8 protein-coding genes are annotated in these 12,199 nt (G+C 44.5%); 5 read left to right on the forward strand and 3 right to left on the reverse strand.

What is annotated here, in order from left to right; genetic code table 11:
* Positions 1-161 precede the first annotated feature (161 nt).
* Entirely contained in the window at positions 162-1,457 is a 1,296-nt protein-coding gene (gene hemL / locus BCU75_RS22505) for a glutamate-1-semialdehyde 2,1-aminomutase (protein ID WP_102475151.1), read from the reverse strand.
* 296 nt (positions 1,458-1,753) lie between these two features.
* Between hemL and erpA the strand changes: the two genes are divergently transcribed.
* The 3 genes from erpA (at position 1,754) to BCU75_RS22520 (ending at position 6,680) form a co-directional block, all read left to right on the forward strand.
* Positions 1,754-2,095 (forward strand): iron-sulfur cluster insertion protein ErpA, encoded by a 342-nt coding sequence (gene erpA, locus BCU75_RS22510; RefSeq protein ID WP_004734539.1) that lies wholly within the window; start codon positions 1,754-1,756, stop codon positions 2,093-2,095.
* Positions 2,096-2,431: 336 nt separating this feature from the next.
* On the forward strand, positions 2,432-3,556 hold the full coding sequence (locus BCU75_RS22515) for an efflux RND transporter periplasmic adaptor subunit (protein ID WP_102475152.1): 1,125 nt from the start codon (positions 2,432-2,434) through the stop codon (positions 3,554-3,556).
* A 10-nt stretch (positions 3,557-3,566) separates the two neighbouring features.
* Positions 3,567-6,680 (forward strand): efflux RND transporter permease subunit, encoded by a 3,114-nt coding sequence (locus tag BCU75_RS22520; protein WP_102475153.1) that lies wholly within the window; start codon positions 3,567-3,569, stop codon positions 6,678-6,680.
* A gap of 90 nt (positions 6,681-6,770) precedes the next feature.
* On the opposite strand, the gene BCU75_RS22525 is transcribed toward BCU75_RS22520, so the two are convergent.
* On the reverse strand, positions 6,771-8,060 hold the full coding sequence (locus tag BCU75_RS22525; protein ID WP_102475154.1) for a peptidoglycan DD-metalloendopeptidase family protein: 1,290 nt from the start codon (positions 8,058-8,060) through the stop codon (positions 6,771-6,773).
* Between the two features lie 129 nt (positions 8,061-8,189).
* On the opposite strand from BCU75_RS22525, the gene tyrS reads away from it, so the two are divergent.
* Both tyrS and BCU75_RS22535 read left to right on the forward strand, forming a co-directional pair.
* Positions 8,190-9,377 carry a tyrosine--tRNA ligase gene (gene tyrS / locus BCU75_RS22530; protein ID WP_102475155.1) on the forward strand — a complete coding sequence of 396 codons (1,188 nt, stop codon included), beginning with the start codon at positions 8,190-8,192 and terminating at the stop codon, positions 9,375-9,377.
* A gap of 427 nt (positions 9,378-9,804) precedes the next feature.
* Complete coding sequence (locus BCU75_RS22535; protein WP_102475156.1) at positions 9,805-10,650, forward strand: magnesium transporter; 846 nt, start codon at positions 9,805-9,807, stop codon at positions 10,648-10,650.
* 110 nt (positions 10,651-10,760) lie between these two features.
* Here the strand turns inward: BCU75_RS22535 and dacB are convergent, their stop codons facing one another.
* Complete coding sequence (dacB, locus tag BCU75_RS22540) at positions 10,761-12,194, reverse strand: serine-type D-Ala-D-Ala carboxypeptidase (protein WP_102475157.1); 1,434 nt, start codon at positions 12,192-12,194, stop codon at positions 10,761-10,763.
* Between the last annotated feature and the right edge of the window lie 5 nt (positions 12,195-12,199).

Raw genomic sequence — 12,199 nt, forward strand, 5'->3', positions numbered from 1 at the left:
TTCTTTTTTGGGAACGTTAAGCGTTTTTAGTTCAGTTTTAGTCTTGATTGATCGGTAGGTAAGCTTCCACATTCACGACTGATGAACGCGATGTATTAAAAAGGGCTGCATCTAATGCAGCCCTAAATTCAATCGGTTAGCGACTTATAAAGTGCTTTCGATTATTTGCTTTCAGCAGCAATGATTGCAAGAGAGCGGTCAGCGGCTTCTAGCGTTGCATCCAGTTCTTTTGAACCATGAGCAAGAGAAGTAAAGCTTGCTTCGAATGCTGAAGGTGCAAGGTAAACACCGTGATCTAACATTAGGTGGAAGAAGCGCTTGAAGCGTTCTACATCACACTTAGTTACATCTTCGTAGCACGTCACAGTTTCTTGGTCAGTGAAGAAGAAACCAAACATACCACCAACTTGGTGAACTAGCATTGGGATACAGTGCTTGTCAGCAAGGTGCTTGAAGCCATTTGCTAACTGCTTAGTTTTTGAAGCTAGACGCTTTTCGTTGCCTTCTTCTCTTAGAAGGTTCAAACATGCGTAGCCAGCTGCCATTGCTACAGGGTTACCTGAAAGCGTACCCGCTTGGTAAACAGGGCCTGTTGGTGCGATGTATTGCATCACGTCTTTACGACCACCGAAAGCACCCACTGGCATACCGCCGCCAATAACTTTACCAAGACACGTTAAGTCTGGTTTGATGTTGTAGTAAGCCTGAGCACAACCTTCAGCAACGCGGAAACCTGTCATTACTTCATCAAAGATCAGCAACGCGCCTTCTTGGTCACAGATTTCACGTAGACCTTCGTGGAAGCCTTCTATAGGAGGGATACAGTTCATGTTGCCCGCAACAGGCTCAACGATGATACAAGCGATCTCGCCTTTGTTTGCTGCGAAGATCTCGCGTACTGAATCTAGATTGTTGAAGGTTGCTGTTAGTGTCAGCTTAGCAAAGTCAGCAGGAACGCCAGGAGAGCTTGGTTGACCTAAAGTCAGTGCACCAGAACCTGCTTTTACCAGTAGGCTGTCTGCGTGACCGTGGTAACAGCCTTCAAACTTAAGAATTTTGTCACGACCAGTAAAGCCACGAGCAAGACGAATCGCACTCATTGTTGCTTCTGTACCTGAGCTCACCATGCGTAGCTGTTCCATTGATGGAACCATCTCAGAGACAAGTTCAGCCATTTTGATTTCAGTTTCGGTTGGAGCACCGAAGCTAAGGCCACGTTGAGCTGCATCAATGACAGCTTCACGGATAACTGCGTGGTTGTGACCAAGGATCATTGGACCCCAAGAGCCAACGTAATCGATATATGCTTTCCCATCAGCATCAAAAAGAAGTGGGCCGTCAGCTCTATCAACGAAGATTGGAGAACCACCTACACCATTGAATGCGCGCACTGGAGAGTTAACGCCACCTGGAATAGTTTGCTGTGCCTTTTGATACAGTTCTGCTGATTTGGTCATTGATATATCCTCTTTTGACTGTCGGACCAATTGGCTCGCATTGTACCTATCCAGAATCCAAGTAGGAATGCTTTCGCCCAGATAATCACCCGAATCTGGTTGTTTTGTGTGGTTACACGTTTTAATTGTTAGATATTGGCGAGTTTACAGCAGTAAAAGGAGTGATCCTGTGGTGAATACTTGAACGTTTCAGTCAGGTATTAGATAATCACCAGAATATAAGAAAATACTCAACAACAATGGTCTCGAATTAGATTTGTATCATGTTGTTTTTGACACAGGTAAGAGAGGTTGTCGTGAGCGAAGTAAATATCCCATTGTCTTTTTCTGATGCAGCAGCTACCCGCGTACAAACGCTAATTGCTGAAGAAGAAAACCCAGAACTAAAACTACGTGTATACATTACCGGTGGTGGTTGTAGTGGTTTCCAATACGGCTTTACATTTGACGAAAAAGTAAATGATGGCGACACTACCATTGTAAACAGCGGTGTAACACTGGTTGTTGACCCAATGAGCCTGCAATATTTAATGGGCGGTATGGTTGATTACACAGAAGGCCTTGAAGGCGCACGTTTCTTTGTAAATAACCCGAATGCAACAACAACATGTGGTTGTGGTGCATCATTTAGCGTCTAACGTGAATTGAAAGGTAGCTTGAACTGAGGGCTACATTAGAAATATTTTAAACGCCGAGCCTATGCTCGGCGTTTTTTGTTTTTAAGAAACACACCAGATAAAACAGTCAGTCGATCTATTTTTGCCATATACGCTAAAGATTATTCAAGGTATTTATATGTAATCTTTGTTTCATCTGTGTGATTTATAGTAAACGCCATATTTTTTAAACTGTCGATAGCGTCCAACTTCGTAGGATGTGGGTCTGTTAAGGTTACCTCTGTGCACCAGGATGTTGCATATGACAGTATTAAATTAATTAGCGTGTCTTAATAACACCGAACAGAAGGATTTGTTATGCCTACTCTATTTTCGAACTCACCACTTTTTCAGAAACTTAAGCAGCCCTGGCTGGTTTCTCTGATTTTGGTTGTGTTGCTGTCGATTTGGCTTGGTTTAGGAGTGGGACAAGCGGAAGAGTCGTCTGAAAAAAAAGCGACAGAAATTCCGTTGGCTAAGGTTTCCTTTCAAACATTTACTTCATCACCGACCTTTAAAACGATTGATCTCTATGGTCGAACTGCGCCAGATAGACATGCTCGTCTGGGGGCTGAAGTGGCAGGTAAAGTGGTTAAATTAAACGTCGTTAAAGGTGATATGGTCAAAGTAGGGCAGGCCATTGCTCAGATCGACAAAGGCGACTTAGAGATTCAGTTGGAACGTGCGTCTGCTTTATATCGATTAAAGCAGAAAGAGTACAAAGCGGCGCAGTCTTTGAAGAAAAGAGGGTTACAAGGCGAGATAGCCTACACCACCGCTGAGGCTTCATTGACTGAAGCCAAGGCTATGAAGCGCAATGCGGAACTGGCTTTAAGAAACACAGTTATCACATCGCCTTTCTCTGGTGTGGTTCAAGACTTAATGGTTGAACTGGGCGATTTTGTTGGGGTTGGCGACCCGGTCGCTGGCGTGATTGATCTCGACCCTTTGGTCATTGAGGCCGATGTTAGTGAGCGTCATATCCAACATCTGTTAGTTAATCAATCTGCTTTGGTTCGTTTGTTAGGGCGAGAAGAAACGGAAGGTCGTTTACGCTATGTTTCTCGAATCTCTTCTGCTTCTACCAATACCTTCCCAATAGAGATTGAAATTGATAACTCCAAAGGTCTATTGCCAGCAGGTGTCAGTGCCGAGGTAAAGCTTAACCTTGAAACAAGCGATGCAATCAAGATTACGCCCGCTATGTTGGCACTAGACGAAGCCGGTAACTTAGGGGTGAAAACCTTGGTCTCTATTGATGACTCTCCAACCGTCAGGTTTGTAAATATTCAACTGGTCAAAGCTGAGCAAGACGGGGTATGGCTCACTGGATTAGGTCAACAAGTTGATATCATCACGGTTGGGCAAGGCTTTGTGCGTGATGGTGATTCAGTGATTGCTGTAGAGCAAAATACTGAACTTTCTAAAGCGAAAGCTGAGTAGGAGATAACCGATGTATTCAATTATTGATGCAGCCTTGTCTCGAGCTCGAACAATGCTTTCGCTATTGGCGTTAATTCTTGTCGCAGGTGTGATTACCTATATTACGATACCCAAGGAGTCGAGCCCCGATATTACCATCCCGATTATCTACGTTTCAGTCGGGCATCAAGGGATTTCTCCTACCGATGCTGAACGGTTATTGGTACGACCAATAGAGCAAGAGCTGAGGTCAATTGAAGGTGTAAAAGAGATGACGGCAACCGCAGCAGAAGGACATGCCTCTGTTGTGTTGGAATTTAATGTTGGCGTCGATCTCACTAAAGCGATGGCGGATGTGCGTGATGCTGTGGATTTGGCCAAACCAAAGTTGCCAGAAGACAGTGATGAGCCGACGGTTAATGAGGTGACGCTCGCATCTGAACAACCTGTTTTGTCTGTTGTGCTATTTGGTACTGTTCCTGAACGTACCATTGTACAAATTGCGCGAGAGGTTGGAGATAAGTTAGAAAGTTATCGCCAGATTCTAGAGGTCGATATTGCAGGCGATCGCGATGACATCGTTGAAATCATCGTTGATCCGTTATTGATGGAAAGCTACAGCCTAGATCAAGCGGATATCTATAACTTGATCGCTTTGAATAACCGAGTGGTAGCCGCAGGCTTTGTTGATACAGGCTACGGGCGTTTTTCTGTCAAAGTTCCGTCAGTGTTTAACTCTTTGAAAGATGTACTTGAACTGCCAATTAAAGTGGATGGCAAACAGGTCGTCACCTTTGGTGATGTCGCCACCGTTCGTAGAGCGTTTCGAGATCCTGAGAGTTTCGCTCGTTTGGATGGTAAATCAGCGGTTGTTTTAGATATTAAGAAGCGTGCTGGTGAAAACATCATCGAAACCGTTGAACTAGTGAAAGCCGTGATGACAGGTGCTCAGCAACAAGAGGGCTGGCCAAACAACTTGTTGGTTAAGTACACATGGGATGAATCTAAAGATGTAAAGATCATGCTTAACGATCTTCAAAATAATATTTTGTCGGCCATTATTTTGGTGGTGATCGTTATCATCGCGATTCTTGGTGTTCGCACCGCTCTGCTAGTGGGTATTTCAATTCCCGGCTCATTCCTGACAGGGTTATTGGTACTGTCGGTGTTTGGTTTAACCGTCAACATTGTGGTGTTGTTCTCTCTTATCATGGCTGTGGGCATGTTGGTCGATGGTGCGATTGTGGTGACCGAGTTTGCAGACAGGCGAATGCAAGAAGGGGAAAATCGAAAATCTGCTTACCGAGATGCCGCTAAGCGTATGGCATGGCCGATAACCGCATCCACAGCGACAACCTTAGCGGCATTTGCTCCGTTACTGTTTTGGCCTGATGTGACGGGCGAATTCATGAAATTCCTGCCACTAACATTGATTGCCACGTTAACTGCCTCATTGATTATGGCGTTGCTATTTGTCCCTGTTTTAGGTGGTTTGATCGGCAAACCTCAATACGTTTCGCCTAAAAACCAAGCTCGAATGGTGGCACTGCACAATGGGGACTTCTCACAAGCAACAGGTTTAACGAAAGCGTATTACCAGACACTATCGATTGCGATTAAGCATCCATTTAAAATTCTGATCAGTGCGATTGTATTGTCTATCGCCGTTGGTTTTACCTACTCAAAGGCAGGGCTCGGTGCAGAGTTTTTCCCAGAGGTTGATCCTCCGTTCTTCAATGTCAAAGTTCGATCTCATGGTGATCTTTCTATTCAAGAAAAAGATTTGATCATGCGTGATATTGAACGAAAGATGCTCAATCATGATGAGTTTGACACGGTTTACACGCGTACTGGCGGTGATGATCAGATTGGTTTGATATCGATTACTCCCGTTGATTGGCAATACCGCCGCAGTGTTAAGGCGATCATTGAAGAGTTAAAGGCGCAAACCGATCAATATGCAGGGGTCGAAATTGAATATAAGTTTCCAGACGCGGGGCCTCCGGTTGAAAATGACTTAGTGATTGAACTCTCAGCCAAAACTCCTGAGCAGTTAGATCTGGCGGCCAAGATTGTCAGAAATTGGGCTGATGGTAATCAGGCACTGACTAACATCAGCGATACTGCGAGCAAAGATGGTATTGATTGGAAGGTGGATATTCGCCGAGACGATGCCGCCCGTTTTGCAGCAGACGCGACCTTGGTAGGTAATACCGTCCAATTCGTGACTAACGGGTTAAAGATTGGTGATTACCTCCCTGATGATTCATCAGAAGAGGTCGATATCTTGGTGCGTTACCCGAATGACAAGAGAGACATTGGTCGCTTTGACCAGTTAAGAGTCAAAACACCGGCAGGCTTGGTGCCGATCACTAACTTTGCTCAGATAGTACCAGACCATAAGCAAGACACGATTAAGCGCCTTGATGGAAAGCGTGTAGTGAACATCATGGCGGATATGGAAGAGGGCTATAACCTTGCGCTCGAACTGCCGAAGATCGAGCAAGCGTTAAGCGAGTTGAGCCTACCGAGTAGCGTGGAGTTTCGTATCCGAGGTCAAAATGAAGAGCAAGAAAACTCTTCGGCCTTCTTGCAAAGTGCTTTCTTAGTTGCTCTGGCGGTAATGGCTTTGATTTTGATTACTCAATTCAATAGCTTCTATCAAGCGTTTTTGATTCTTAGTGCGGTGCTGTTCTCAACGGTTGGGGTGTTTGTTGGTTTGCTTATCTTCCAGCGTCCGTTTGGCATAGTGATGTCCGGTATTGGGGTGATTGCGTTGGCAGGGATTGTGGTAAACAACAATATCGTGCTGATTGATACCTATAACCAGTTGATAAAACGCGGCTTGGACAAGCGAGATGCGATTTTAAGAACTGGTGTTCAGCGTTTAAGACCGGTAATGCTCACTACGGTCACCACCATTTTAGGCTTGATGCCTATGGTGTTAGAGATGAACATCGATCTGATTAATCAAAAGATAGAATTCGGTGCGCCCAGCACCCAATGGTGGTCGCAACTCGCTACGGCAATTGCGGGAGGCTTAGCTTTTGCGACAGTGCTGACCTTGGTTCTGACGCCTTGTCTGTTAATGCTAGGGCGAGATAAGAAGCCCGATGTGCTCCCAAGCAACGACGGTGAAAGATAAGTCATTGTTCGATGGAAATAAAAAGAGCGCCTTGATAGGCGCTCTTTTCGTTGATTTATATGTTTCTTAACCTAATTGGTCGCTAGCAGCCTAATTAGTTGCTAGTAACTGGCCATATCGCTCAAGGTTATTGAGTCGAATTTCCGAGTTGGCTATGAAGGTTGCTTTTGCTTTACCCGTTAACGACTTAGATTGAGGCAATTTAACGGTACGCGCATTTTTATGTACGCCATTAACCAAGAATTCATAGTGTAAGTGCGGGCCAGTAACACGGCCAGTGCCACCTAAAGTACCGATGGTTTGACCTTGTTTTACACGCTGACCTGTTTTCACCATACGTCGCTTCATGTGCAGGTACTTGGTGATGTAGGTGTTGCTGTGTCGAATGAACACGTAGTTACCGTTGAATTGGTTGTATCCCGACTTTTGGACGATACCGTCACCCGCCGCCCAAATAGGTGTGCCAACAGGCGCTGCGTAGTCAGTACCACGGTGAGCTCGAACCTTGCCTGTTACTGGGTGTTTTCTGTTAGGGTTAAAGTTCGATGTCACACGGCGGAAATCAATCGGTGAGCGTAGGAAGGCTTTCTTCATTGCGCGACCGTTTTCATCGAAATAGTTGCCACTCTTATCATCCAATACCGCGGTAAACGAATCACCTTGGTTTTTGAACACGGCCGCCATGATCTTACCGCGTCCAACAACTTCGCCTTCAACCACTTTCTCTTGATATAAGATTTTGAAGCTATCGTTGTTACGGATATCCAATGCAAAGTCGATATCCCAACCAAAGATGCCCGCCAGTTCCATAATTTGGTTTGCGGTCAGTCCTGCGTTCACGCCGGCATTCCAGAAGTTAGACGTGATGTTGGCTTCGGCATAGTTGTACTGGTAAGCAACATCTTTCTTGTCGAAGCTTGAGGAAAACGACTCGCCAGACTTCGTGATCTTGAAGCTTTCAAACGCACTAAGTTGTCGTTTTAACTGAATAAGGTCGTTGTTTTCATCAAAACCAAATTGCAGTACGTCGCCAGGTCTAAGGTTAGACAGCTGCTTCTTAATGTCATTATTGGTATTAAGTAGCGTGATCAGTAAGCGGTATGAGAGGCCAATACGCTCGAATAAAACAGAGGTACTTTCACCAGAACGAACAGTGTATTTCTCCCAATGGAGTACAGCCGTCGGTGGCGCGTCACTTGAGCTAACAAGTGCTGATGCATTGATAGTCAGTGGATAATGTTTCCCCACCACTAAAGCGCCCGTATCGTCACGCAAACTGCTGACATCGGGGAGTAAGAAAATCGCGACGAAAATTACGGCACTAAAAAATGCGATAAAAGCCCGGTGCAAAATAGGAAGGCGTGCAAAAATAGACAACATGTTCCGGTTCGTTCAGTAAATATTATGAAAATCGACGACGGAATAGTGTAACTGGTTTCAAAATACATCGCTATTCAAGTAAGATGTCTAATTATTATATTTTTGCCAAATCTGTGGGAGTGAACAAGAATGGCGAGTATTGAAGCTGCACTAGCCGAGATCAAACGTGGCGTAGAAGAACTGATTCCAGAAGACGAACTGATTGCTAAATTAAAAGAAGGTCGTCCTTTACGCATTAAACTGGGTGCCGATCCAACTGCTCCAGATATCCACTTAGGCCATACTGTTATCTTTAACAAGCTTCGTGCTTTCCAAGAGCTTGGTCATGAAGTGACATTCCTTATTGGTGATTTCACTGCAATGGTTGGTGATCCATCAGGTAAGAACTCAACGCGTCCACCGCTAAGCCGTGAAGACGTATTGAAGAATGCTGAAACTTACAAAGAGCAAGTATTCAAGATTTTAGACCCTGCGAAAACGCAAATTCGTTTCAACTCTGAGTGGCTATCTGAGCTTGGTGCTGAAGGCATGATTCGTCTTGCTTCTAACCAAACTGTTGCTCGTATGCTTGAGCGTGATGACTTCAAAAAGCGTTACGCTGGTGGTCAACCGATCGCCATCCACGAATTCATGTACCCACTTCTTCAAGGTCACGACTCTGTTGCACTAGAGAGTGATGTTGAGCTTGGCGGTACGGACCAGAAGTTTAATCTCCTAATGGGGCGTGAACTGCAAAAAGCAGCAGGTCAAAAACCACAAGCGGTACTGATGATGCCACTACTTGTTGGTCTAGACGGCGTTAAGAAGATGTCTAAGTCTGCGAACAACTACATCGGTATTAGTGAAGCACCAAGTGAAATGTTTGGTAAGATCATGTCTATCTCTGACGATCTAATGTGGAGCTACTACGAGCTACTGTCTTTCCGTCCTCTTGAAGAAGTCGCGGAACTGAAAGCTGGCGTTGACGCGGGCAAAAACCCTCGTGACGTTAAAGTACTGCTAGCGAAAGAGATCATTGCGCGTTTCCACAGTGAAGCAGATGCCGAAGCCGCTGAGCAAGAGTTCGTTAACCGTTTTGCTAAGAACCAAGTTCCTGATGAAATGCCTGAATTTGAATTCGAAGCTGGCCTGCCAATTGCGAACGTTCTAAAAGAAGCGGGTCTAGTAAACTCTACTTCTGATGCGATGCGTATGATTAAGCAAGGCGCGGCTAAGCTTGAAGGCGAAAAAATTGAAGACAGCAAATTCGTACCTGAAGCAGGTACTGCGGTTTACCAAGTTGGTAAACGTAAGTTTGCTCGAATCACTATCAAATAATATCAATCTGTATATTAAATTGTGATAGTTACACCGAAAGGCATCTACGGATGCCTTTTTTATTGCCCCTTATTTATTGACAGGAATTTGACGAAGTTTTTAAACACGTATTGCTACACTATGCGCGCTGTCAAATTGACAGTAATTCTGGAGATTTTTATGAACAATACCGACCATCCTCCTAGTTTGAATGGAGAAGAATAACCTGTCTCGGTATTGATCTATTGTCCTGCCGTTCAGGTAGGGTATCTTTGTTTTTCCCCCTCATTCTTTTCCACACACTAGATTCTAACAAGTAAACACACCAGCCACTTTCAGCTCTTGGTGCGCATATACCTATATATCTGTAGATCTGTAAATCTATAGATCTATAAACCTATGCTATTTGTTTTGATGGTCGTTACCTTTGCCAATCGGGAGATTCGCCATGACGGTAATGAACAACACTTTTTTATCTATCGAAGCTTTGTACACAGAGCAAGACATCCAAGCTGTATCTAACGCATTTCAGCAGTACGGACGTGAGCAACAAATTAGCCTTTTGAACCGAATGCCACTTGAAGATGCGGTGCTAGTACTGGGGCAATGCTCTCTTAGTACGATTCAGACTTTACTTAGTGAGCTAGAAGAGCAGGGCTTTGAGAAGCGCTCTCGACATCTAGCTCACCAACTAGGGCTGATCTACTCAGAGGTAGAACCGCAGCAGGGCTACCTTTCTACTGGAGTGCTTAGTCACGTTAGGCAGCGTATCGGTTGGATTATTGCGCTAGCACTATTGGGGATTGTCTCTGGGCTTATCATTGCTCAATATGAAGACATTCTCAGTCAGTTGGTACTTTTGGCGATCTACATGCCGGTAATCGCTGCTGCGGGTGGTAACACGGGAACACAAGCTGCGACTCTGGTGATTAGAGCTTTAGCCACCGGTGAATTGAAGAAGCGTCAATGGGCCAAGGTTCTATGGAAAGAATTTAGAGTCGCTATCTGCTTAGCTCTTGCGATTGCTGTGGTGATGATTGGTCGCATCTTACTGTTTAGTGACAACCAATCAACGGGTGGCTACGACATTAATATGATTGCTTACGCGATTGCTGTTGCGCTGTTTATTCAAGTGACGATATCCACCGTGTTAGGCGCTGGGTTACCGATTGTTGCAAGGCTATTCAAGCTTGATCCAGCGGTATTGGTGAGCCCCGTATTAGCTTCGATAGTCGATATTTCAGGGATGTGGATCTACTTCACGGTTGTGAACTCGTTCTTAGGTATCGCTTAACGCTTATAAAAATATCTAAAATACATCTTAGAAATAAAAATGGCGCTGAAGATTTAAGATCTTCAGCGCCATTTTTATTGTTTAATTGACAGTTTCTAACAAGTTAATCGCTATTTGGATTTGCTCTGTGTTTGACTGAAGTTGACGACATCTGTGTAGAAAGCACGTTCAAATTGGGTGATTGGTGCTTCTACTGGTTTATCTGGGTTTGGTTTTTCAGGAAAATAATCGCGAACAAACTGCACGAAGATCGAATTTGGACTACCTGACTTATCTAAACCAAACCCCGCCATGTTGTAGCTACCGTACAAAGAACCACTCTTCGCAATTATATTGCCTTGGATAGGTGTTTTTCTCATGCTTTGTCGGTATTTAAGGGTTCCACTCATTCCAGAGGTCGGCATAGCATCAATTAAATTGAGTTGTTGATCGTTATTCCAGATGTAACGCAGAACTTGAGCCATGGTTTGCGAGGTCATGCGATTATTTCTCGATAATCCAGAGCCATCTACCAACTGTGCTTTGTTTAGGTCAATGTTGGCCTTGGTCAATAATATTTGCTTTATCGCTTCGGTGCCATTATTGAAACTACCCGGTTGAACATAAAACGTTGCACCCAGTGTTTTGGTTAGGTTGTCTGCTATTAGATTGTCTGATTTCTTCAGCATGGTATCGAGCAGTTCAGGAAGCTTTTCAGAATGGTGGCTCGCAACTAACGTAGTTTTGTCTGCTTTAGCTTTTTTACCAACAATTACATCGCCTTTAACTTCGATTTTAAGCTCTTTAAGAAGCGATGTTACGACTTGGTAGGTATAAAGCTCTGGATTTTGAATCGCGAACTTGAGCGGCAGTGGTTTCTTACGCTCAATTAAGCAGCCAGAGAGCTTGTAAGTGTTATCTGGGGTAGTAATTAGCTCTAGGTCGCATTGTGTCGCCTTCTGACCTGTGCGAGTTACAGTGGCAGCGGTGGTTGTCACGTCTATTGGATAATGAGCTGGGATATATACCCGTGTCGAACCATTATCTTTTGTATAAATAGAAGCTTGTGCGCAGTTATTGTCTAACGTCATGGCGCTAGAAGGCGCGCTGTAACAAACGCCTAGAATGTCCCAAGGCCAACCAACCGCTCGTTGATAGCCGGTATAAGCCGAGTTATCAAGGTATAAGTTGCCTTTGATGGTTCTAGATTGCGACTTAGCATATTGAGCTAAAAGGCTTTTTAGGTGTTCTCGTTGTAGCGTAGGGTCACCGCTGAATGAGATCACAACATCTTTATTAGAACGAGCTATGCTGGTTGTGTAGTGAAAGTCATCCCCTAGCTCCAATTTAGCTGCCAAAGCCGTAACCAGTTTTAAAGTGCTAGCTGGTGGATAAAAGCCATCAGTGTCGGTGTTCATTTTATTTGAATCGCCACTCAGTGACTGCAAGATTAAACTTGTGCTACTGCCATCGGGCAGTTTATTTAAAGGGGCGTAGGCGAAAGCGGTAAGTGAGTAACTACCAAGTGATAAGCCACATAGAAGTAGAGTGGATAGAAGGCGCATAGAAG

Origin of the sequence: Vibrio splendidus (assembly GCF_002873455.1) — a bacterium.
In the GTDB taxonomy this organism is placed as follows: domain Bacteria; phylum Pseudomonadota; class Gammaproteobacteria; order Enterobacterales; family Vibrionaceae; genus Vibrio; species Vibrio splendidus_J.

Excerpts from the sequence above, each read along its gene's own strand:
- dacB (WP_102475157.1), bottom strand. The coding sequence starts at position 12,194 with ATGCGCCTTCTATCCACTCTACTTCTATGTGGCTTATCACTTGGTAGT.
- BCU75_RS22535 (WP_102475156.1), top strand. The coding sequence starts at position 9,805 with ATGACGGTAATGAACAACACTTTTTTATCTATCGAAGCTTTGTACACA.
- hemL (WP_102475151.1), bottom strand. The coding sequence starts at position 1,457 with ATGACCAAATCAGCAGAACTGTATCAAAAGGCACAGCAAACTATTCCA.
- BCU75_RS22515 (WP_102475152.1), top strand. The coding sequence starts at position 2,432 with ATGCCTACTCTATTTTCGAACTCACCACTTTTTCAGAAACTTAAGCAG.
- BCU75_RS22525 (WP_102475154.1), bottom strand. The coding sequence starts at position 8,060 with ATGTTGTCTATTTTTGCACGCCTTCCTATTTTGCACCGGGCTTTTATC.
- BCU75_RS22520 (WP_102475153.1), top strand. The coding sequence starts at position 3,567 with ATGTATTCAATTATTGATGCAGCCTTGTCTCGAGCTCGAACAATGCTT.
- tyrS (WP_102475155.1), top strand. The coding sequence starts at position 8,190 with ATGGCGAGTATTGAAGCTGCACTAGCCGAGATCAAACGTGGCGTAGAA.